At 44.3% G+C, this 23703-nt stretch carries 23 protein-coding genes, 2 tRNA genes and 1 other annotated feature; of the genes, 13 read left to right on the top strand and 12 right to left on the bottom strand.

The window, feature by feature from the left end:
• The first annotated feature begins 300 nt into the window (after positions 1-300).
• Positions 301-540, top strand: a binding site (T-box leader).
• A gap of 62 nt (positions 541-602) precedes the next feature.
• From metE to E5260_RS06010, 3 genes are all read left to right on the top strand, one after another.
• The gene (gene metE / locus E5260_RS06020; RefSeq protein WP_003643139.1) at positions 603-2909 is read left to right on the top strand and encodes a 5-methyltetrahydropteroyltriglutamate--homocysteine S-methyltransferase; all 2307 of its coding nucleotides are present in this window, start codon (positions 603-605) and stop codon (positions 2907-2909) included.
• Between the two features lie 13 nt (positions 2910-2922).
• Positions 2923-4779, top strand: coding sequence for a bifunctional homocysteine S-methyltransferase/methylenetetrahydrofolate reductase (locus tag E5260_RS06015; RefSeq protein ID WP_003643140.1), 1857 nt, complete (start codon positions 2923-2925; stop codon positions 4777-4779).
• Between the two features lie 72 nt (positions 4780-4851).
• A complete protein-coding gene (locus E5260_RS06010; RefSeq protein ID WP_003645248.1) occupies positions 4852-5211 on the top strand; it encodes a YisL family protein in 360 nt (119 codons plus the stop codon).
• Positions 5212-5310: 99 nt separating this feature from the next.
• Here E5260_RS06010 and E5260_RS06005 read toward each other — a convergent pair whose 3' ends face one another.
• Entirely contained in the window at positions 5311-5832 is a 522-nt protein-coding gene (locus E5260_RS06005; protein WP_003643142.1) for a GtrA family protein, read from the bottom strand.
• A gap of 105 nt (positions 5833-5937) precedes the next feature.
• Here E5260_RS06005 and E5260_RS06000 point away from each other — a divergent pair, with 105 nt between their 5' ends.
• From E5260_RS06000 to E5260_RS05985, 4 genes are all read left to right on the top strand, one after another.
• Positions 5938-6951: a hypothetical protein gene (locus E5260_RS06000; protein ID WP_003643143.1), complete on the top strand. Its 1014-nt coding sequence runs from the start codon at positions 5938-5940 to the stop codon at positions 6949-6951.
• Positions 6952-7115: 164 nt separating this feature from the next.
• Positions 7116-7541, top strand: coding sequence for a hypothetical protein (locus E5260_RS05995; protein ID WP_003643145.1), 426 nt, complete (start codon positions 7116-7118; stop codon positions 7539-7541).
• Between the two features lie 249 nt (positions 7542-7790).
• Positions 7791-7874 (top strand) — tRNA-Leu (locus tag E5260_RS05990).
• Between the two features lie 388 nt (positions 7875-8262).
• Positions 8263-8335, top strand: a tRNA-His gene (locus E5260_RS05985).
• A gap of 55 nt (positions 8336-8390) precedes the next feature.
• Here the strand turns inward: E5260_RS05985 and E5260_RS05980 are convergent.
• Together E5260_RS05980 and E5260_RS05975 are read right to left on the bottom strand one after the other, a co-directional pair.
• Entirely contained in the window at positions 8391-10658 is a 2268-nt protein-coding gene (locus E5260_RS05980) for an ATP-binding cassette domain-containing protein (protein WP_003643146.1), read from the bottom strand.
• 64 nt (positions 10659-10722) lie between these two features.
• A complete protein-coding gene (locus E5260_RS05975; protein WP_003643147.1) occupies positions 10723-11010 on the bottom strand; it encodes a hypothetical protein in 288 nt (95 codons plus the stop codon).
• 114 nt (positions 11011-11124) lie between these two features.
• Here E5260_RS05975 and E5260_RS05970 point away from each other — a divergent pair, with 114 nt between their 5' ends.
• From E5260_RS05970 to E5260_RS15470, 4 genes are all read left to right on the top strand, one after another.
• Positions 11125-11637, top strand: coding sequence for a hypothetical protein (locus E5260_RS05970; protein ID WP_003643148.1), 513 nt, complete (start codon positions 11125-11127; stop codon positions 11635-11637).
• Positions 11638-11753: 116 nt separating this feature from the next.
• Positions 11754-12230, top strand: a complete 477-nt coding sequence (locus tag E5260_RS05965) for a MarR family winged helix-turn-helix transcriptional regulator (RefSeq protein ID WP_069710524.1) — start codon at positions 11754-11756, stop codon at positions 12228-12230.
• A gap of 671 nt (positions 12231-12901) precedes the next feature.
• Positions 12902-13315 carry a hypothetical protein gene (locus E5260_RS15475; protein WP_003643150.1) on the top strand — a complete coding sequence of 138 codons (414 nt, stop codon included), beginning with the start codon at positions 12902-12904 and terminating at the stop codon, positions 13313-13315.
• An 11-nt stretch (positions 13316-13326) separates the two neighbouring features.
• Positions 13327-13587 carry a CPBP family intramembrane glutamic endopeptidase gene (locus E5260_RS15470; RefSeq protein WP_232180135.1) on the top strand — a complete coding sequence of 87 codons (261 nt, stop codon included), beginning with the start codon at positions 13327-13329 and terminating at the stop codon, positions 13585-13587.
• Between the two features lie 38 nt (positions 13588-13625).
• Here the strand turns inward: E5260_RS15470 and E5260_RS05955 are convergent, their stop codons facing one another.
• From E5260_RS05955 to E5260_RS05915, 9 genes are all read right to left on the bottom strand, one after another.
• Complete coding sequence (locus E5260_RS05955; protein ID WP_003643152.1) at positions 13626-13997, bottom strand: hypothetical protein; 372 nt, start codon at positions 13995-13997, stop codon at positions 13626-13628.
• 210 nt (positions 13998-14207) lie between these two features.
• The gene (locus E5260_RS05950; RefSeq protein WP_003644251.1) at positions 14208-14546 is read right to left on the bottom strand and encodes a membrane protein; all 339 of its coding nucleotides are present in this window, start codon (positions 14544-14546) and stop codon (positions 14208-14210) included.
• Positions 14547-14713: 167 nt separating this feature from the next.
• On the bottom strand, positions 14714-15481 hold the full coding sequence (locus E5260_RS05945) for a LytR/AlgR family response regulator transcription factor (RefSeq protein WP_003645252.1): 768 nt from the start codon (positions 15479-15481) through the stop codon (positions 14714-14716).
• A gap of 5 nt (positions 15482-15486) precedes the next feature.
• Complete coding sequence (locus E5260_RS05940) at positions 15487-16674, bottom strand: sensor histidine kinase (RefSeq protein ID WP_225442994.1); 1188 nt, start codon at positions 16672-16674, stop codon at positions 15487-15489.
• 363 nt (positions 16675-17037) lie between these two features.
• The gene (locus tag E5260_RS05935) at positions 17038-17646 is read right to left on the bottom strand and encodes a hypothetical protein (RefSeq protein ID WP_003643156.1); all 609 of its coding nucleotides are present in this window, start codon (positions 17644-17646) and stop codon (positions 17038-17040) included.
• A gap of 129 nt (positions 17647-17775) precedes the next feature.
• On the bottom strand, positions 17776-18597 hold the full coding sequence (locus tag E5260_RS05930; protein ID WP_003645254.1) for a Cof-type HAD-IIB family hydrolase: 822 nt from the start codon (positions 18595-18597) through the stop codon (positions 17776-17778).
• A gap of 413 nt (positions 18598-19010) precedes the next feature.
• Positions 19011-19949, bottom strand: a complete 939-nt coding sequence (locus E5260_RS05925; protein ID WP_003643158.1) for an EamA family transporter — start codon at positions 19947-19949, stop codon at positions 19011-19013.
• A 15-nt stretch (positions 19950-19964) separates the two neighbouring features.
• Entirely contained in the window at positions 19965-20606 is a 642-nt protein-coding gene (locus tag E5260_RS05920; protein WP_003643159.1) for an NAD(P)-dependent oxidoreductase, read from the bottom strand.
• Complete coding sequence (locus E5260_RS05915) at positions 20603-20995, bottom strand: MerR family transcriptional regulator (RefSeq protein WP_003644245.1); 393 nt, start codon at positions 20993-20995, stop codon at positions 20603-20605. Before E5260_RS05915 ends, E5260_RS05920 begins: the two co-directional genes overlap by 4 nt.
• A 330-nt stretch (positions 20996-21325) precedes the next feature.
• Here E5260_RS05915 and msrA point away from each other — a divergent pair, with 330 nt between their 5' ends.
• Complete coding sequence (gene msrA, locus E5260_RS05910; RefSeq protein ID WP_003643161.1) at positions 21326-22129, top strand: peptide-methionine (S)-S-oxide reductase MsrA; 804 nt, start codon at positions 21326-21328, stop codon at positions 22127-22129.
• Positions 22130-22691: 562 nt separating this feature from the next.
• Positions 22692-23678: a LytTR family transcriptional regulator DNA-binding domain-containing protein gene (locus E5260_RS05905; RefSeq protein ID WP_003643163.1), complete on the top strand. Its 987-nt coding sequence runs from the start codon at positions 22692-22694 to the stop codon at positions 23676-23678.
• Positions 23679-23703: the final 25 nt, after the last annotated feature.

Below are 23703 nucleotides of genomic sequence, written 5' to 3'. Positions count from 1 at the left end.
TCAGCACCCTTAACCAACTTAATCCTTAATTGAATGCTTAGCGCAACGCCCCTGTTATGAAGACCTAAAATGTCAACCCAACCATGTGGGAGCTGCGTTTCAACCCTATTCACCAGCTCAAGTGGTCGAAATCCGACAACGGTTGCTGGCAAAGACTAGTGGCTGTTCACACTACGTTTCCTACTTGCCTGGCTCCAAATAGCGTGTGCGTCACATTACGCCTTGAATATGTTCAAAAGATTAAAAAATAATTTGACTAAATTAGAAATTGGTGGTATTTTCTAATCAATCATAAAACATGTAAACGTCCTGAAGAGGAAAGTAATCATCGCTACCCGTGCAGTGAGTTTGGAATAGTGCAAACCAAACCGGAAGACGATTGATGAAAAATGGCCTCCAAACGGCACCACTGAGCTTTTGCCAGGTGATGACAGTTAGCTACTGTTAATAAGCTTCCGTATGAAACGTACGGATTGAGGTCAATATCGTGAGGTGTTGACAAATTAAGGTGGTACCGCGAACGACAACTTCGTCCTTTAATCAGGATGAGGTTGTCGTTTTTTCGTTTAAAATAATTTGCTAAATATAAGGAGTGGGTTTTAATGACAATTATTAATAGTAACTTGGGGTATCCACGTTTAGGTGAACATCGTGAATGGAAGCACTTATTGGAACACTTTTGGAAAGGACAATTAGACAACGTGACCTTTCACGCCACTGCTAAAAAATTACGCCTAGCTAACTTGAAAAAGCAACGCGACTTGGGAGTGGACTATATTCCGGTCGCAGACAATTCGGATTACGATCACGTTTTAGATACACTAGTCGCATTCAACGCGATTCCAAGTCGCTTTGGTCACTTCGATCACCAGTTGGACTTGCCCGACTACTATGCAATTGCCCGTGGAACTGATACCGCCGTGGCGGCCGAAATGACAAAGTGGTTCAATATCAACTATCACTACATTGTTCCTGAATTCGATGACGTGTCCTTTAAGTTATTAGATAATCGCTGGCTACGCTACTACCAAGAAGCTAAGCAAGAACTTGGCATTGATGGTAAACCAGTCATTCTGGGTCCCATCTCTTTCCTTAAACTGGGTAAACGTCACGGACAGTACTTGGATGACGCCGCCGTCAACGAACTATTACCGCAGTTATTACCGCTTTACCAACAAGTGTTTGAAGAATTAGCGACAGCTGGCGCAAAATGGATTCAATTGGATGAGCCGACCCTAGTCAAAACAACGACGGTTGCGGAACTCGCACCTTATCAAACTGCACTTGAACATTTGCATGCGGCTGTCCCATCCTTAAAAATCGAACTCCAAACTTATTTTGACAGTCTTGATCAGTACGACCAAATCGTGACCTGGCCAATCCAAGGACTTGGACTGGACCTAGTACACGACCATGGTGAAAACCTGGCGCACTTGGTCGACCACGGCTTCCCAACCGACAAAATTCTCGCAGCTGGCATTATTGATGGACATAACGTCTGGGCTAGTGATCTACAAGCAAAACTTGCATTAGTTCAACAGTTACGGCAAATCGTGACCGATGATCAGTTATGGCTCCAACCCGCCAACTCATTATTACACGTTCCCATTACCACCAAAAATGAAACCAAGGCTGACCCCGTCTTACTGGGCGGCCTGGCCTTTGCGGACCAGAAATTGGCAGAATTGCATACCTTAACCGTGGCAGCCAATCAGGGGGTTGCCGCTGTTCAAGCAGTGTTTGACCATAATCAGGCCAACTTGACCGCCCTCAACCAGTCCAGTCACCGCAACAACCAGTCGGTTCGCGCCGCTGAAGCGCAACTGAGTAATCAAAAATTCGAACGCCAGGCGCCATTTGCGACCCGGATTAAGTTACAGCACGACCGGTTACACCTACCCCTCCTGCCAACAACAACGATTGGGAGCTTTCCGCAAAGTGCGCAAGTCCGAGCAAAGCGAGCAGCATGGCGCAAGGGTAATTTAACCGATGCCGATTACCAGGCATTCCTGCATGCTGAAACCAAACGATGGATCAAGCTGCAAGAAGACCTCGGCCTCGACGTCCTGGTTCACGGTGAATTTGAACGCACTGACATGGTCGAATACTTTGGTCAAAAACTGACTGGCTTCTATGCGACCCAAAATGGTTGGGTCCAATCATACGGTTCACGAGGCGTCCGGCCACCCGTTATCTTTGGGGATGTCGCTTACACGGAACCAATCACCGTTGCTGAGTCCGTTTACGCGCAAAGTCTAACCGACCAGCCGGTTAAAGGCATGTTGACAGCACCACTGACCATTATCAACTGGAGTTTTGTTCGCGACGATATCCCTAGGGCGCAGGTTCAAAATCAGATTGCTTTGGCCCTCCGGCAAGAAGTTCAAAACTTGGAAAAAGCTGGTATTAAGATTATTCAAGTTGATGAACCAGCACTTAGGGAAGGTTTGCCACTCAAGCAGCGCCATTGGCAAGCCTATTTGGATGAAGCAGTGTACTCATTTAAGATCACCACGACCGGCGTGCAAAACGACACTCAGATTCATACCCATATGTGCTACTCTAACTTTGCCGATATCATCAATACCATCAAAGCCCTTGACGCAGATGTCATTTCGATTGAAACGTCCCGTAGCCATGGGGAGATTATCAGTGCTTTTGAACAAACCGGGTACGATCAAGAAATCGGTCTGGGGGTCTATGACATTCACAGTCCACGCGTACCGAGCGTTGCGGAAATTGAAGCCAACATCCAACGCGCATTACGCGTTATCGACGCCCGGCAATTCTGGATCAATCCTGACTGTGGTCTCAAAACCCGGCAAGAATCAGAAACCCTAGCAGCCTTAAAGAACATGATTGCTGCGCGCAACGCGATCCAGGCCCAACTGACCACTAGCATCCACTAAGGAGGTGGCTTGAATGAAGTTTAAACAAGCACTCCAGCAACGGGTCCTCGTTGCCGATGGCGCAATGGGCACCCTTTTATATGGTAATTATGGCATCAATTCGGCTTTTGAAAACCTGAATTTGACGCATCCCGACACGATTTTACGCGTTCACCGATCGTACATTCGGGCTGGTGCCGATATTATTCAAACCAACACCTACGCTGCGAACCGCCTAAAGTTGACCCGGTATGATTTACAAGACCAAGTCACCACCATCAATCAGGCCGCTGTGAAAATTGCAGCGACCGCACGGGAACACGTGGATCACCCCGTTTACATTCTGGGAACGATCGGTGGACTAGCCGGCGATACCGATGCAACTGTTCAACGGGCGACCCCAGCAACGATTGCTGCCAACGTGACTGAACAACTTACCGCCCTTCTAGCCACCAACCAGTTAGATGGCATCTTGCTCGAAACATATTATGATTTGCCAGAACTACTCGCCGCGTTAAAAATCGTGAAGGCCCATACTGACTTGCCCGTCATCACGAATGTTTCAATGTTAGCCCCCGGCGTCTTACGAAACGGTACGAGCTTCACTGATGCCATCGTCCAACTCAACGCTGCCGGCGCCGACGTAATCGGCACGAACTGTCGCCTGGGACCTTACTATTTAGCTCAGTCATTTGAAAACTTGGCGATTCCAGCTAACGTCAAACTAGCCGTTTACCCAAACGCTGGCTTGCCTGGCACTGATCAGGACGGTGCGGTGGTCTACGATGGTGAACCAAGCTATTTCGAAGAATATGCCGAACGCTTTCGTCAGCTCGGTCTGAACATTATTGGTGGTTGTTGTGGGACCACACCTTTGCATACCAGCGCAAGCGTCCGCGGTCTAAGTAATCGCAGCATCGTTGCTCATGACCAGCCGGCTACAAAACCACAGCCACCAACGCTCGTCACGACAAAGAGTCAGCACCGGTTTCTGCAAAAAGTTGCGACCCAAAAAACGGCGTTAGTCGAACTCGATCCACCCCGCGATTTTGATACGACTAAATTTTTCCGGGGTGCTGAACGATTAAAAGCCGCTGGTGTCGATGGCATTACACTGTCTGACAATTCGTTAGCAACGGTCCGGATTGCTAATACGACGATTGCGGCGCAGCTCAAGTTGAACTACGGCATCACGCCGATCGTGCACTTGACGACCCGCGACCACAATCTAATCGGCTTACAATCAGAGATCATGGGTCTACACAGCCTGGGTATTGAGGACATCTTAGCTATCACTGGCGATCCGGCCAAACTCGGTGATTTTCCGGGAGCCACTTCGGTCAGCGATGTGCGCTCCGTTGAACTGATGAAGTTGATCAAGCAATTCAATAGCGGCATCGGACCAACGGGTAAGTCGCTTAAAGAAGCCAGTGACTTTCGGGTCGCAGGCGCCTTTAATCCTAACGCTTATCGCACTTCCATATCGACCAAGTCAATCAGTCGGAAGTTAAGTTATGGTTGTGACTACATTATCACCCAACCCGTGTATGATCTTGCAAATGTTGACGCTTTGGCGGATGCTCTAGCGGCTAATCACGTGAACGTGCCAGTGTTCATTGGTGTTATGCCACTCGTCTCACGGCGTAATGCTGAATTCCTACACCATGAAGTCCATGGCATTCGGATTCCAGAACCTATCTTGACACGCATGGCAGAAGCCGAACAAACCGGAAACGAACGGGCAGTGGGCATTGCCATTGCAAAGGAATTGATTGATGGTATCTGTGCGCGCTTCAACGGCGTTCACATCGTCACACCGTTTAACCGCTTTAAAACGGTCATTGAATTAGTCGATTACATCCAACAGAAAAACTTAATTAAAGTACAATAAAAGAAACCGCCGCCAACACCTACTTTCATGCTAAAATTAGACATGAATTGTAAATGTGGAGGCGGTTTTGTCATGTACTTATTAGGGCACATTATTGGTTGGCTATGGCTCATGCTGACGGTTGCGATTGGTCTCAGTCGTCACTCAGTCAAATCAGCCAATCGCTTTTTGATTCTTAGTCGCATCGGGTACCTGCTAATTATCATCACTGGGGTGGCTTTGGCAATCAGAACCTTATCAGGCAACTGGTGGTTGACCTTGCTAAAAGTGATACTCGGTCTTGGCACGATTGGCCTCATTGAAGTGGCCTTTGCCCGCAAGCAGGAAAGTCATTTGAACTCTGGACTTGTCACCCTACTCGTCTGCGGCACCTTACTAACGATTATTTGTGGCATCGGCTTGCACTGGCAATTGACGGGAAACTTGATTTAAACCATCAATGTCGTTGAAATTACTGCCTAACGATCCAAAGTGATGCTATCAAAAAAAGCAAGTCGTCCGTTAGGGGACGACTTGCTTGCCTGATGCCAATTAATTGTTACGATCACTCAAACGTTTCATGATTTGCTGGCGCATTCGCATTTTCTGGTTGCTTTCCATAAAAATCAGCCGCGACGTTCCATAGTTAAAGAGTCCCACGAGAACCTGGTCGATGATTTTAACAAGTAGGGGTGCCCAGAACAACAACGAAATGCCGACGAACATGAGGAAAGTATCGAAAAAATATGATAAGCCTCGTGTCAACATGAAACTAATGAACTCGCGACACCAGTGCCAAAAGTCTTGCGATTTGGACTGAAAGACCACCGCTTTGTTGGTAAAAAAACTAAACAAAGTTGCTAGCACCCATGCGATTGTGTTGGAAAATAAATAGTGTTCCGCCAAGACTGAGTGTAGCACCCAGAATACCAAGACGTTCACCAGCGCGGCCATAAAGCCAAACAGTGCGTATTTCCAAAAATATTGATATTGATGGTAGATTTTAATCAACCACTGCACGCCGTTCGCCACCGTTTCTTCTAGCTCAAAAATATTATACAATAGCAATATCATACCTTGTTATCGGCCCCCTGACAAGCTCAGCCGTTAAATTGGCGCTTAGTGGGCTGGTCGCTTATACTTAAACTAATCTGCAATTCTTTTTGGAGTGAATTATTTATGAGAACTTATTTATTTATTGCCGGGCTGATCTTAGCCTGTCTAATTTTAATCATTATCTTAATTGCGGTGTTAGTCCATCTCCACCATGTCAATCAGGCGGCGGATAAACAGGCCGCGTTGCTTAAATCAATTCGGCAGCGCCTCGTTCATCAAACTTTGACCAATCAGGAACAAGACCGTCAAATTACCAAGTTGCAGACTCAAAATAACGGTTTTCGGAATCGCTTGAATCAAGCCGTTCCCCATCCGGTGGCGGTTCCTCAGACGCGCCGGATCAACGCTAATTCGCGTGCAATTTTCCGCTCATACGTCATTGGTTTAGATTACTACCAAAAAGAATTTGAAGCCGCGCTGGCCGATGCGAGTGCCCGAGGTTACTTTAAACCTTATGGTGGCTATAATGATTCTGGTCTGAAAGCAGATTATCTCTATGCCAAGAAGTACCGTGTCGACGCTAACGCTAACATCGGTGAAATTCAGTTAGTTGAAGAAGTTGATGGTGCTGAGCGATCCGTACGGGTTGAACTAAAAGTTGCGGAGCATGGCTATACCATCGGCTATCTGCCGAAAAAGCAGGTCGACGAAGCCTTCAACGTGATCGACATTTACGCTAACTCGGTCATGACCCTCTCCTCCAAAACTAATTTAACTGGTGGTGAATGGAAGATGGCGATCGATGCTGTCGATGAAATGCAGTACCTGAATGATCCCAACGCTCAAAATCGGGCCCTTCCCGATTACGGTGCCATTGACACCCCCTTAAAAATCAAGACCGGTAAAAAGTCCTACTTCCTCCAATTCACCTTATATGAAATGGAAATCAGCAATGATGAGATTCCATTGTATAGTTTAGTCGACACCGTCGACGGTCAACGTGGCTCAATTGTTGAAGTTGATGCTGGTCCGATCTCATATGTGATCGACGTCCAAGCTGGGCCACAGACTGGGTCCAAGATTACGGTCATTCCTGAACAAATCGACCGCGTCATTTGGGTCCCTAACTGGAAATAGGTCAATCACCGTTATCAAGTGAGGTTATTTTAATGAAAAAATTAATCTTAGTGATCCTGTTACTTCTGTCAATCGGTGTGATGACCATCGTTGATTCGAACATCATCCGACAAGCCCCTTATCCGAGCTTGTCCCAAGAACAAACGAAATAAGGAGGTCCGAACGTGACCCGGGCAATTTTAATCAGTTTCTGCGCCCTATTCCTTTTAACGGGCTGCACTTCCCAAGCTGAGCCAAGTATTTCCACTAAGCAAGCGAACTCAGTTGCAGCCGCTAACCGCGCGGAGCAAACTAGTCGTGCCAATGCGGCGGCTGATGCTAGTGCTAAGAAGCAATCTGGTGACCATTATCAAGCTGCTGACGACCATATCACTAGCGCAACTAGTGCAGTGGCCGCCGTCGGGCAAGTGCTCAACGATCCCAAGCAACAAACCTTTGGTGTCGTACCAACTGCCAATCAAGATGCACACGGCCACCACTATTATCAGGTCGATGCTTATCAGAAAACGGCTAATGGCGGCCGGGGGCATTATCTGAATAGTTACTTTGTTTATTTAGATGGTAGTATCACGACCAAACAAGCAAATTAATAAACAGACAAGTTGTCACCCATTCAAGCAGTGTCGTTGAACCTGCTGGGATGGGTGACTTTTTGGATGCATTTTTTGCCGGTAGTAATTTCAGTATTTCGGCGTACAGTTATTCCATGCTAATTAAGGCCAGCCCCAGTAACTAAGCAACCAATTTACAATTACAATTAATATCAACTGCATAAATATAGAAAAAGGTTTATTTTTTTGTTACTTTTCGCTATAATGGATATTGTTGTTAAAGCAACTGCCCCAGTGGCGGAACTGGCAGACGCGCAGCGTTCAGGTCGCTGTATTGGAAACAATGTACAGGTTCGAATCCTGCCTGGGGCATAATTAGTCTATGAGCAATAAAAGAGCCACGGTAAACACTTATTTACTGGGCTCTTTTATTTTGTGAATTTTAACAAAGTAGTGCCTTTGCAAAGATTTTTACGCATTTCTTCAATAAGGATGAATTCATAATAATTTTGCTCAACCGATAAGTGCTGGTCCACCTCACCTATCCGTTAGACACACTAACCACGGCAAACGGGCCGTAGCTCCCATTGTTAGGGGAACTATGGCCTTTTACTAACGGTTAAATAATTGTTGGTCACAGTAGAACCTTCACCAACGCTTCAGAAACTGAGGCGATTAATTTCTGAAAATCCACAAAAAGTCCTATGCAACCCACGATTTTAGTGTATACTAGATATGTTGACGAAAAGTTAACGTGATGGCGGTAGTGGCGAAGTGGTTAACGCACCGGATTGTGGCTCCGGCACGCGTGGGTTCGATTCCCACCTACCGCCCTTCTAAAAAAGCACGTGCAATTGCACGTGCTTTTTATTTAATCAAATTTTCTAATCACGCCTTCAGCCAAGCCTTCAAAGCGGCTCCAGTGCGTGAAGTGGGCACGTCAACTGCTGCTCGTGGGGTTCCGCTATACTGAATTCGGCCGCCATACTGACCAGCATCCGGCCCCACATCGATCAACCAATCGGCCTGGCTAATTACCGCTAGATTATGTTCGATAATAATCAACGAGTTACCAGCGGCCACTAAGGCATCGAATAATTTTAATAAGCGTTGTGTGTCTTGCAAATGCAGACCGGCAGTCGGTTCATCTAACAAGTACACCGTTCCCTGCTTGCCTAGCTCAACCGCCAGCTTCAACCGTTGCAGTTCACCACCCGACAAAGTGGTGAGCGGTTGCGCCAATGTTAGGTAACCCAAACCGACCCGGTCTAAATTCTTCAATGGCTGAGCCACTTTGTCCATCGTGGCAAAAAAAGCTAACGCCGCTGTGACTGACATCTGGAGCACGTCGGCAATCGTCTTACCCTGGTAAGCATAGCTGAGCGCCGTTTCATTATACCGCAGCCCATGACACAATTCACATGTCTGCACAACGGGATCCATAAAGGCCATATTCGTGATGGTCACGCCTTTACCCTTACACCGCGGACAAGCACCCTTACCATTATAGCTGAACCAACTAGTTGCCACGCCATTGGCTTTCGCGAATAGTTGTCGGATTTGGTCGAGCACTCCTAAGTAAGTCGCCGGTGTTGAGCGAATATTCAGGCCCACTGGTGTCTGGGCTAAATCAATATAAGCCGTCTTTAATTGCCGTTTTAGCGCGGTAACCAGCGAACTCTTCCCTGAACCGGCCACCCCCGAGACGACCGTCATCACACCGAGGGGCATGTCGACACTGACATCGTGCAGGTTATTTTCATTAATATGGTGTAATGCCAAGTGGGCCTGGACTGGTCGTTCTTGACCCCATTTATGCGATTGTCGCAACCACCGGCCCGTCAACGTATCAGAAGCCAGTAACTCGTCATAAGTCCCGGTAAAGGTCACGTTTCCACCAGTGCGACCAGCTGCAGGCCCCATCTCGACAACATAGTCGGCTAACGTAAACATGGCTGGATTGTGTTCAACAATCAGAATTGTGTTACCCTTATCCTTCAGCTTCGTTAACGCTTGCTTGATTAACTGAATATCATGTGGGTGCAGCCCAACGCTTGGCTCGTCCAAAATGTAGACCATATCTACTAAGGCGCTGGTCAAGTATTTGGCAATCTTAATCCGTTGCGCTTCACCACCAGATAAAGAACTGGTCCCACGATCCAATGTCAGATAGCCCAGGCCAATATCGACCAACGATTGGATCTTGGTCGTCAGCTCCCGCACAATATCTTGGGCTAACGGCGCATCAATCGCTTGTAAAAATGCCAGAACATGCTTTAAATCCATAGCCGTCACCTGAGCAATGTTGACCCCGTTAATATGATTGGTCAACACGACCGGTTTGAGTCGTGTGCCATCACACGTTGGGCACGGTTTGCGCGTGACGATCGCCGCAATCGCATCGCGATGGTGTTCGGCTTCCTTCTTACCAATAATCGAGCGCTTGATCCGCGGAACAACACCTTCATACAGGGCCGTTCTAGGAAAACCTTCTCCAGGATGGGCTAATTTCTGTTGCGGTGCGTGCATCAGTAAATCGTATTCCGCAGCACTATAATCCTTGATGGGTTTATCATTGTCAAACAAACCACTCGTCGCATAACGGCGCCAACGCCACGTATCCGGTGCAAAACTCACAAACGTGATGGCCCCCTCATTTAATGATTTCTCAGGATCAATCAATTGCTGCTCATCAATATCGTCAACATAACCTAAACCTTGGCAGGTTGGGCACATGCCTTGGGGTAAGTTAAACGAAAAACTGTCCGAATACCCGATAAACGGTTCCCCAACCCGTGAAAACAAGAGCCGCAGTAACGAATAAATCCCAGTATAGGTTGCCAAGGTTGAACGCGCATTCTTGCCGAGGCGTTGTTGAGCAATCACAATCGCAACGGGCAAGTGCTCGATATGCCCGACGTGTGGTTGACCATACTTCGGTAAATATTGTTGCGTAAAACTGGGAAACGTTTCATTCAGTTCGCGCCGTGACGCCGCTGCAATCGTATCAAAAACGAGTGACGACTTACCGGAACCTGACAAGCCCACGAACACCGTGGTTGCATATTTAGGAACGCGAAGACTAACGTGCTTTAAATTGTTTTGGGTAGCGTCGTATACGTCAATGGCGCCATGTGGAAATGAATAACTGGTCATCAAACCTTCCTTTCTATCACTTGTTTGCTATCAAAAAAGGACCTGAAAATTCAGATCCTAAGTATCAGACTGATTCATCAACGAGCTTGACGACCGTCCCATAGCCGGTTACGATCAAAAACCGTGGTGCAACACTCATCTGAGCGACTTCAGTATTGAAGTTCACATAAATTAACCCGTCGCCACCTTGATCCTCTGCCTTTTGTAGCAGTAGTGGCTTGACTTGCTCGATTAAATCGTCAAACCGTTCAAACTGATCAACACCATCAGATTCAAACATCAGGTGTTTTGTGACGGAGACGACGCCCTTAATCATATGGGAGCGCTGTAAATCACCAGTTGTCATAAACATTTTTCCAACCCCCTATCACTTTAATTTTACTTGAAAACGACGTCACTCGCAAACGTAACCAATTATTTGACCACAAGTTTTTAAAGGACTAAATTAATCGTAGGGAGTGATAGTTTGAAAACAGCAACACAACTTTTACAACAATATACCTTTGAGCCCGTTAAGGATAAAATGCGGGTCGAACAACACGCCTTAGCCGTCCAACATCAGGATCGCGCCATTCCATTCGGACACTTCAAGATCCGGTTGAAAAATATTGATAATCAACAAACTTATTTATTGGAATTAAAGCAAGCGTTACAGTTGACCACCACGTCTGGGTTCCAGTTACGTTCCCGACTACACGGGGTGCATGTCAAACATGCACAACACATGATGCCGACCGGTTATCACGTATTGGCATCACTGACGATTAAGGCCGCCCCACGTGACGCTCATGAATTTGTACATGACAAAACAAAAATCGCCTGCCTGATTCCAGTTGGTGATCACGCGGCCAAAACATTGCCAGCACAAGTTCCACTTTATGCGTTCACGGACAACCATCAACTTGCCATCAATCAGCAGGCCATGGCCCAGTTATTCCTGACATGCATTAAGTCCCAACAACGCCAACAGGTCAATTAATTAACCCGCTTTTATAAATAAATCGTTCGAAAACAATGTATTTGCGCAATATTAATTGCATTTGGCGAATTAATTGCGTACAATGTACTAAAATAGATAGTAAAGGAGGCGGTTTGATGGCAACCCCAACAAAAAACATTTTGCTCGACGAACAGCTCTGTTTTGCGCTCTACACCGCCAGCAAACGATATAATCATTTTTATTCCGAAGCTTTAGCACCTTTCAAGCTGACTTATCCGCAGTACATCACTTTATTGGCACTCTGGGAAAAGAGTCCGATGACGGTCCGGGAACTTGGTTCACACGTTAACCTTGATAGCGGGACTCTGCCCCCGTTATTGAAACGGATGCAAACCCAAGGCTGGGTCGAACGCAAGCGCGATACGGACGATGAACGCCAAGTCAACATCTCGTTGTCGCAAAAAGCCATCGATGCTAAACCAGAGATTTTTGCCCACGTTAATTCTTGCATGGATTTACTTGGTTTAGATGAAGCAACCTATAACCAGATTCGCGAAACGGTTAACTTTGCTTCCGAACACATCAAAAATGCCGATCCTAAAAAGGTCGACTATTCTGGTGAAGCATTCTAACTGACTGCTTAACTAGGTCGAGGTTTTTCTAACCTCGGCCTTTTTTGTTGCGATTAAACCAATTGATTTTTGACACTAGCGTCACTTTGTTTTGAGACTAGCCCGTTCAAGGCTAATATGAACAATCGTTAGCTAGCACCAATCAAATAATTATGGGTGTTTGCAGCCACATTAATTCCGCAAAAAATAAATCAAATGATAAAACCCAGTTGAATTTGATAGTTTAGACCGCTAAAAATAATTTAAGTATGTATTAAGGGACGATTTTTTGCAGGTACTGTATTCGGTGACTTTGGGGACGTGCAACAAAAAAATGACTCTACCGCTTAGTAGCAGTAGGGCCAAAGAGTTAGGTTTAAGTACAATATGGGGGATTGTACTTGCTCGTCCATCCACTTTGGGGGAGTAAAATGAACAAGTGTATAACTATTAGGTACAAGTATATACTATTACATAATTGTGAAGAAAGTGTGAAGATTTGTCCGAATTATGCTTTTTTATTCTTTATTTTTATAGAGCATCAACCATTATTTCTACAATTATTATATTTTTAGCATTCAACCAGATTAATATCATCCGCTTGTGCCTGGCATCGATGCCTTTCTCAGATTTGCAAATCCGTGTCGAAACCTGAACACTGCGGTAAAATCAACCATGGGAGGTGAAGTCCGATGGAAATTATTGACCGCGGCTTGGGGTGGCTCGGACGCGTGTTGCTCACTGCTGGCCTAATTGTTGGGGTCGTGATCCCACCAATGTTACTTAAATTAATTAACCAATTATATCGCCAGCATCAGCTCACAGCCTGGCAGATCACCCTGGCAGGTGTCTATCTGTTAATTTTTGTGATCCTAGCACTGGCGGCAACCGCCCTAATGCGGCACTATACCGGCAACTATCAATCAGAAAACTTACAACACCATGACTGGCAAATTATTGGAATGGCCTATCTCACCATCTTAATTTTTGAGGGCGGCTTTCAATTTATAAACCAGCTTCTGTATCACCAGAATCAAACACAAAATAACGCCGCCATTAAAAATTTAATGCCGGCAGTCCTCTGTCGCTTTGGCTTATGGCGTTGAGCGCCGTTTTTTTGACTCCAATTGTTGAAGAGTTAGTTTTTCGTGGCGTTCTGACTAACCTTTTCTTTCAACAAGAATGGCTCAAGGTCGGGCTCAGCGGGATTGTTTTCGGTAGTCTCCATAGTAGTTCAACCTTACCGAGCTTCCTCATATACGTCACCATGGGACTCGTGCTAGCTATTGTTTATCGGCTGACCCGTAAAATTCGCGCGGCCATTGCGCTCCACTTTGTGATCAATAGCCTAGCAATTACCATCATGTTACTGCATTGACGACCTTCACGCACAACTTCGTCACGGCACTGGCCACCCTAACTTTTATAACTCCCCTGCCAGACTAATAACACGTCAAAAATCAAAAATAGCACATTAAAATGTAATAGCCACCAATTCATCAGGCCTTTCTCACGCACCATTCCCAGAATTGCCAAGCCAATGCCAATAACGGGAATCAAACCTCCTTGTAACAACCGATAAATCGGCAAGTAGGCCCATTCTGATAGCAGGATTGGTCCCGTTAACTGACCCAATAAAATAAACAACAAAAATACCCCGATATTCAACAATGAGCAGGCAAACGCCGTCTCGGTAATGGTGCCCATCGCGAGGCGAAAGTGAAATTGAAATCGTAAAACCAGTGTCCCGATGATTCCAATCACCAAAATAATGCCAACCACTAACATACAGCCACGACTCCTTTTCTTGTCATTGTTACTGTACGCTAAAATCAACAATGCGCCTAGCGCAAAACTAGAAGCTTAATGATTTTTTAGCAACCCCGTAACGCGACTAACAACTAAATAAATTCGAGTAGTTCACCGTAGCTTTTATATGGCACGCTGTCCTAGTCATTAACCATCAAAAAAGAGCCGGCAACTTGCCCGCTCACCCATCTAACTCTTTGTCCCGGTTGGTACTGTTAGTACTTTGGCTTTTAGCCCCACGACTTTAATTGTAATTCGCTTATGAACTGGCATTTTAACATAGAATTGACCACTCTGCTTATTCGAAATAACCTGACGGACATGTTTCCCACTCTTTAAGGTGACAATGACACCGTGCTTGGTACGGCCACTGATTGTTGCAGAGGTAGCATTTTGATGGTAAACCACCTTTGACACAGTGAGCCGATGAATTCGTCGATGATAATCACCTTGCAAGCTGTATTCCGAACCAAATATTAACAAACAACCGGCCAAAATCATTAAGATTAGTGACCAGAACTGCTTCATGACGCCACCTCCAGACCAGCTCCCACAGCTGGCATTTAATAGTCTAAGCATACATGCAAATTAATCTAAAAAGCCAAAAAAGGTGCAAAGCTCATAATAGCCTGCACCAACGTCATTAAAATTCACTTTTGATTAACGATTTTGTTACATTAGAGTCTTAAGCGAAGCTAGCTAAACGTGACTGCCAGTTCGGAACGCTTGATTAATGCGATTAAATCATGCATTTTACGAATCGCAATATCGACCGACTCGCCATTTTCAAAGTAGCCAAGCTGATGTTGCTTATCAATTCGTACTAGCATTTGCGGGTTCACCAAGAAACTCTTATGAACCCGGAATAACTCTGGGTGGGCCACGGTTTCATCACTAATCTTACCATTGTATTGAACAATTCGATCTGTTAAATGGAGAACCAGCTTGTTACGAACTGCTCCAGTCTCGATAAATAACACCTGATCTAATGGAACATTGAAGAGCTGACCACCCTTAGAGTAAGAAAACATGGCCTTGCTGGTGACTGCTTGCTTGGTATAACGTTCATAAGCAACCCGAATATCTGTCTCCACTTTGGCTTTGACCGTTTCTTGACCCAAATCTTTCACAATAAAGTCCAGTGGTTCGATTCGTCGTTCAAAGGTCAAAAAGGCCATTTCAGAATGGGTCGACACGAAGACAATCCGCGCATTAACATCCGCCTCGCGAATTCGAGTCGCCAGTGCTAGGCCATTTAAGTCTTGCCCAGGATATTCAATATCTAAAAAGTAGAGTCCCTCAAGATCGGAATTGGTCTCGACATAGTCCAACAACGTTTGTGCTTGTCCGGTTGCTAAGGTCAGTTCCATATCAAAATCATTAATCATAATATGATTCTTAATGATTTGCTTTAAGGTTGCTAATTGTTCAGGATCGTCTTCCACAACAAAGGTCTTTAACACGCTGCTCACTCACTTTCAATACTAATAATAAATTCGAATCGTTGATGGGAGCTCACTTCATAAGTCACGTTAGCTAATGGATCTAACAACTCACGAACGGTTGCTAACCCTTGCCCATGACCAGCACCTTTCGAAGTATGCCCAGCAACCATCAGCTCATCCAGGCGCTCAATCGGATGATTCAATGAATTGGCAAAAATCAACTCCACCATGCGGGGATACTTAACAAGTGCGACCGCAATCTGACCACCACTCTGACCCTTCACCGCTTCGATGGCATTGTCTAACAAGATGCCACTCACCCGTGATAACGTCACTGAATCAATTGCAATTGCCGCAATCGGGTCGTTGGCTTCCAAGCGTACTTGAATTCCAGCTTGGCGCGCAACGGAAAACTTACTCTGAATAATGGCTTTCAATGGTTTGTCCTTGATTTGTTCTAAATTGTCAAAGTGTCCAAAATCACGATTTAGACTTTGCTTAGACTTGGTCACAACTTGACGAAAATATTGTTGTAATTCAGGATCATCAGCTGTCTGAATATACTCACCCAAGGACAGTAAGATGTTTTGATAATCATGGCGAAACTTACGTAAATTTTGATAACTATTTTCCAAATTTTTGACATAAATATCATATTGTTGCCGTTCCAAAGCTTGCCGGTTATTTTGAACCCGCAATGTATAACTATAGAACAGGTAAAGAAACGTTCCGGCGTTGATCAGCAAGATAGCCACTAGAATCAACATTAGAATCCCCAAAAATCCTGAGCCAATATTATAATTATCCGCCGCAGTCGTGATGGTAAAAAACGCGACCGCAACTACAGCCAAAGCACTGACAATCACGTTCAACGTTAGCCCGTCTACAAATTGCCGCGGATAACGCTTCTTTAAGACCTTGAAACTAGCGGCGACTGCCAACATACAAGCTGTGACAATTGTTTCACCGATGGCTTCAAATAGCCAGCCACTCCAGTCATTCAAACCCAAGTTGAATAAGTGAAAAATCGACTCCGTCGCATAATTGCCAAAGAAACTAAAAAGAATGTAGGCGAGTGTGGCCGTTAGACTCGTCACAATAAAGTACTTTTTGCGCCGTACAAACGCCAGTAACCCCATGTTCACAATGAACGTGATGATATCCGAATAGTCGTCATACAACATGTAGATCACAGTTAGAAGTACGGTCATAACCGCAACAGTCGCATAGACTCGCTTCTGTCGAAGCTCACGATTGATTAATATCTGCAGTAAAAAAACCAGCATGACCGAGTACCAATGCTCAAAAGCTGCAATATACCAATAGACGTAAACGATAACTGCTCCCCTCCCCGCATGATGCTCAATACTACCATTGTAGCGAAATACGGCCAGTTTGTATATTTGTGCGATAAAAACTTAACAATCTTTACCAAATCGCTGACTGACCAATTAATACCCGTAACCGTCTTCAAAACTTGCTATACTCGCCTTTATTATCTTAAAAGACACACATGATCGACGGTATAAAAAAAGCGACCCCCGTTCATTAACGGTGCCGCTCACAGATCATTATTAGTGAAAATCACCCGGCATAAAACTCTCGATAACCGCGGTTGTATTAAAGGTTTCAAAACTATGGAAACTGGCCTCATCAATTTCAGCGTAGCGAATGGCAATTTGTGGGCGCTTGGCAAGATCGAACATATCAACATAATTAAATTCAATATATTTCTTATGTTCACTATGAATAAAGCCAGCATAGCTGTCACCATGTTTTTTGATTCGACCAGATAGTTGAATCACTTGATCGTGGTGAAAAGCTTGCTTCAACAATGTTTTTAAGAGCGAATGTTTAGTCTTATTCTGCTTCTTCAGCAGCTTATTCATCAATCGTTCAGTGTTCCAAACATCATAATAGCCCCGTTGCTTAGCCAGCGCAATGATCGTCGCCATGCTCTTCAAATAATCAGTGTCACTAATTACGCGGGCTAACGATGCCTTACGAAAGACCACTAACCCATCTAGTTCACCATCGACATTAACGGCTTGGACCAGCACAAACTTCTCATCCTGCTGAATCACATAGCCAACACTAAATTGCTCATTGGTTCCCTTGGAATAGATTTCAACGAGGTTGGTATTCTTAATCGCTTTAGCTAAATCGTCGCGAATCGCACTCATGCGTGTTCCCCCATTCAGTAATTTGTAACAAATAATTTATTTCATACTACCACATTTTCAATTATCATGATACCACTTGTAAAAGTTGAACGCCAAATGGCAACTTTCATTTTCTAAATAAAATTTGTACTATAAAATAAACTTGTTAATAACCTCTGCTAACGCGTCATGGTTGTTATCAGCGACCGTCACGTACTTAGCTGCGGCCTTGACTGCATCGATACCATTGGCGACACTCACAGGCAATCCGACCGCCTTCAGCATGGGGAGATCATTGCTGTTATCGCCAGCTGCAATAATTTCATCCGCCGTAATTCCCAGTAGCTTTCCTAATTGAACCGCTGCGGTCCCCTTGTCAACGCCAGCCGGATTAAACTCAACGTAACGGTCGGACGAATAAGTGACGGCTAATTTGCTTGGATCAACAATAGCTTCAACGTCTGCGCGCATTTGCTTGCGGTCAGTCATCGTTGGCAAGGCCATAATAATCTTCATGACGTTCATCGTTTTGAATTGTTCAAAGTCCGGCGTCGTCATAGTTGTGAACGTCACGCCCCGGTTTTGTAGATAATCTGAATCACTTGGAACCGGATTGTAAATATATAACGTATCCTGCGTGTACACATGCGTCGCCGCCTGCTGATTCGCAATTCCCGCTTCAAACACCCCTTTAGCAACCTCATATGGCATGGCATTCACCGCCAATGGCCGATTATCCTTATTCTCTAAAATCAAACCACCATTATAAGAAATCGAATATTGATGTGGTTGGTCCCGCAATCCCATCGTCTCCAAATCGTTCTGAAACGAGGTATAACTACGACCAGAATTCGGCACAAAATAAACACCCTTAGCCGCCGCAGCTTGAATTGCCGCCGCATTCTTTTCTGACAACGTACCATTGTCATTCATCAGGGTCTCATCCAAGTCACAAACAATCATTTTATACATATTAAAGTTCCCTCTCATCCGCTTGACCATCTGAAACTTGGTCATTTTAGGTTTACTATTCCACTCTAGCGAAAGACGTGCGGAAATGCAACCGCTTTATTTTTGCGTTGAAATCTCAATGTTTATCCATACATACGCGCAGTTTTTAGCACAGCGTGCAATTATAGGTGCTACAGCCATTTGTGAAATTTAACTTAGTCGTTTGTTAAGACATTTCAAAAATGCGACCTGCTAAGAATCAATTTCTAAAACTGAAACAATCAATTACTGTGCTCAATGACCCAACTTTCAAAAAACAATAGCTTTATATGATTACGAAAAGGTAATCGCAGTACCGATGTTTTAATTGGCAGTATTTCTTCAATATGTTGTTAAAGCCAGTACTTTTGATATTATTGATTGCTTATCATTCCCTACTGATTAGGCATCGTACATTGACAGGGTTTGCTGGGAACAGGTGCCGTGATATGGTGAGGTAAATTCAGTATCATAATTGCACCCACAACCAATATAATACCAACCAAGGCCTGAGGAACTAAGATTTGGTGCAAGAATAACATGCCAAAAAGTACGGAACTTATTGGTTCAAATAGTCCAGTCATAGTTGCCAGAAATCCGTCTATTAGCTTTAAACTTTCTAAATAAAGATCATACGCAACAACGGTGGCTAGAATAACAATGATAAGAACCGCTAAAAGCTGCGTTTTTGAAAATCTAACTAAATTTGGTAACGGTGTGTGAATCAACGCTATCACACCGCCAATAACTAGTGCCCATCCCAAAATATCCACTGCGGCAATTTGGTTTAACAATGGAACAGGTAGTTTGGTGTATAAGATAACCCCGATAGCCGCAATCAGGCCAAAAATAATTGCTTCCGGTTTTATTAATCCGGTCTTAAATCCGGATTCAACAATAAGCCAGATTCCCATCAATGCGCTTATTAAGCTCATTCCTGCTAATAAACTGGGAAGTCTTTTCGCTTTCAGCGCGGTAAATACAAGCAGAATAAACGGACTAGTGGACTGAAAGACAGTTGCAACTGCTGCATTACTGTAATTAATCGCAGAAAAAAAGGCAATTTGTGCCGTGCACAAGCCGGCGATGCCGTATATCATAATTCGTGTTAAAATTCGCCAATGTGTCCAAATCTTTTTCGTGCTTTTTCTAGCCTGCTTGAAAAACAAGTTACGATATAGCAACAACATTGCCCCACCGATTAACAGCCGTAACAATACAATCTGTTGCGGAGTCAGAACTTGCTCACTTAACAAAGGCTGTGCTAGTATTCCACCTAGCCCAAATAAAGCGGCACTAATAATACCGCACAGAGTTCCAACTAAACGCTTCATACAAAAGTTTCTCCTCTATAATAGTTCACCATTAGAAATAGCAACACTTTGATTGTGGTAGTCATCATTAAATAAGGCATTGGCTGCTGCCCTAGCAAACGTATCTCGATTAATTGCAAATTCAGACTCCGGTATCGCTCTAAATTCAGGACCGTGCGTAATAATTTTTGTTTCGGGTCCATTCTGAATTAGTCCTGGTCTAAAGATTGTAAAGGGAATACCACTATTTGCAAATAACAACGGTTTGTCTAACTGATCATGGGTATACTGAGGATGTTGCGTGCGAACAGCCGATAAATAGGGTAAATTACCAGACAAATATTCACCGTAAATACCGCCTGCCGAAATATCGACTATTCGTTTAATTGTTGCCTGTGTTTCCTTAATTGCACGTAACAATAACTTAACGTACGGACCAGTGCTCAGCCCACCAACGGAATCATAAATATAATCGACATCCTCGAGTGCCGCTACATAATCAGTATATTTCGCTGCATCTCCCAGAAAAATAACATGTTCTCGTTTCTGATAGGCAGGGACCTTTTTGCGATTACGAACAAATAATTTTAAAGTCATTTCTGGATAATCACGTTCCATTAATTTAATGAAGGCCTGGGCAGTTGGCGAAGTTGCACCAATAACTAAAACTGTATTCATCGTTCATCGGACTCCTTTTCCATTTGCTGATATGTTTTAATAAACCCGTTCATGAATGCGACCTGTTTCTTAAGTTCAGCCTGTTTTTTCTCTAATTCTTTCAGATGATGTTCAACAATCGCTTGACGCTTTTCCGCTGTTGCTTGCTTGCCTTGAACAACTAAATCAGTTAGTTGACGAATATCCTTCAACGGCATTTCGGAATCAATAAAAATCTTCAAATTTTTCATCCAAATCAGATTCTTTTCCGTAAAAACACGATACCCATTCTCAGATCGTCTTAGATTAGGAATTAGGCCCAGGCGATCATAGTAATGGACCTGAGAGACACTCATCCCAACTAATACTGAAATCTCTTGGGTTGTATATTTGGCGACTTCATCATCCAATTTTAGTTCCTCCTTTTTTCGCATGCGATTCATTATAAACTATCAACCATACTTCATAGCAAGCTTTTCCAATCAAATTGGACTTGGGTGAATAATACCCACAATAATAGCCGCCATTTTTGACGTCGGCCAAACGGTGCTTATAACTAAGATGCAACTAACGATCACATCAATATCATCTGGTTGCATTTCTTGTTAGAGTAGCTTACGACAGGGTGATAGAAAACAAATCATAACATTATGTGCTACCAAAGCACCGTGCTAAAATCAAATCAGCCAAAATGCAAGTACGTGCTAATACTCGGCAAATAAGCCAGTTAAGGAGACACCATGAAAACAAAACCTGAAGCCTTAATGCGCGACTTATACAATTTAATCATCAACCCGGCGACGCGTGACTGGGAACGCCATTTACTAGTCCAGGCCAAGAATAATCGGCAACAGCTATCGCCGACTGGGCAACTAAAACAGCTCGAAGCTGATTTGCGACCATTAGCTATGCGGAATAACTTGACCCCGGATGTTATGGACTTTTATCTTGCCATCACTGGCAACGCACCCATGCCGACTAAAAACAATGTATCGGCTTACCCACCCCTTAGTTCGCCTTATGAAGAACGGGCAGTCTTTGCTGGTGGGTGCTTTTGGTGCATGGTTGAGCCCTTTGATCAGCGTCCCGGTATTAATAATGTGATTTCTGGTTATACCGGTGGTTCGTGGGCCCAACCGACCTATGAACAAGTTAGTGGTCAATATACGGGGCACGTTGAAGCCGTGGAAATCAGATACGATTCCCGTAAAATCTCGTATCAAAATCTTGTCGATATTTATTGGCAACTAATTGATCCGACCGACCGCTTTGGACAAATCAATGATCGCGGTAGCCAATACCGGCCAGTCATTTTTTATGCTAATCAACATCAATTGACCATTGCGCAAGCATCCAAACAAGCGCTTGTGGACTCGCAACGTTATCAAAAACCAATTGTCGTGGCCATTGAGCCCTTACAGCAATTTTGGCCAGCAGAAAATTATCATCAGGATTTTTACCGCAAACAACCCCGGCGCTACCGACAACTGAAAAAAGCCCATGATCACTATCTAAATTGGTTGAAATTCAAAAACAAATTCTAGCTTGGCGGTTCAGTCACAACTTATGACTTTGCCTGCTTCTGGAATCAATTGGTCAAGCACTAATCGCTGTGCCATACTTAATTGTTATGGAGGCGCATAAACATGCGGCAAAAATCGCAATGGGCCCTAATCAGCTTGTGGCTGATTATATTAGGAAGTTTCATCCACATGGCTTAACAGTGATGCCGGTAATTGCTTATAATCTCCTGCAAAGACCGTTTGGTTGATCATTTCTGATATTGCTATTATTATCAATTGACCAAGTGTTTTATGACCACTTGATCAATCTCGTTAGTCATTCAATCATCAAACATTAATTTTAAAAAACAGGATATTGACCCGCCATACGAATGACGGCCGTCCATTGTCCTGTTTTTATTGCGGTATTTTGCAGCATGTCAGCTTTCAGTTTGACATAACGGTCTCAATCAGGACAAACCACAACTGCCTACTTCGATATGGTATATTATTACTGTCTACATCAGATTTGCCAATCTGTCTGAGTGCTATGGCCTTTTTCTAGCCACCTCACGCAAACACTAAAAACAACGAGGTTCTCACCATGCAAACAATTCAGTTAAGCAACATCTTTAAACAACAAGCACACCAAACGATTTTAAAAGATTTCACACTCACCATTCCAGCGCAAAGTAACATCGGCATTCAGATGAGCCACGTTGAGGCAACGACCCTCTTTAACCTATTACGCCAAACGACACCCCAAACTAGTGGCGTGATGACTGGCCTCACTCCCGCACGTATCCAAGCCATCTTTCATGATGACGGCTTTTATCCGCAATTAACAGTCTCGACTTATTTGAAGACCTTTCAACACATCAGCACCTTTGAGACGGACCTGGATGACATTTTGCAGTATTTCGCACTCAAAGACGTCGCCCATACTAAGATCAAGCACTTATCCTTTGATCAACAACAACGTCTGGCCTTACTGCGGGCATTCATCCTACAACCGGACTTGTTGCTAATTGAAAGTCCCCTGACCAACTTGACCAACGCTGGCATTGAGCTGTACTTAGCAGCCTTAGCCTATACTCGCGAACACGGCGTCACCGTACTGCTGACCTCCTACTCATTAGAAGAACTTGTCCTAACCAGTACGACTATCTTTCGTTATCGACCAAACCAGGGCCTCGAGTTGACTGATTTGGCGACCGAAAGCAGTTCCGATTCCGCACACACTTCAGAAGATACACCTAGACCAATTTTTAAAATTGCAAGCAAGGTTGAAGATAAAACAGTCTTTTTCAGCCCTAACGAGATCGATTTTATTGAAAGTGTCAACGGGGTCAGTCAACTGAACGTCAGTGGCGAACAATTCACATCATCGCAAACAATGAGCGAATTAGAACAACAATTGACGACGCTCGGCTTCTTTCGCTGTCATCGTTCTTACTTGGTTAATTTACAACAAATCGCGGAACTAATCAGTTACTCCCGAAATAGTTACACGTTAATCTTGAAAAACAAAAGTAAACTGCCCCTCTCTCGCGGTAAACTCACTGATTTAAAAGCTTTGATCAATTTTTAGGACACCATTCAGCCTAAATAATGCA

Origin of the sequence: Lactiplantibacillus plantarum (genome assembly GCF_014131735.1) — a bacterium.
GTDB lineage: Bacteria > Bacillota > Bacilli > Lactobacillales > Lactobacillaceae > Lactiplantibacillus > Lactiplantibacillus plantarum.
Note: the sequence above shows the minus strand (reverse complement) of the source record. Positions and strands in the feature narration are given on the sequence as shown.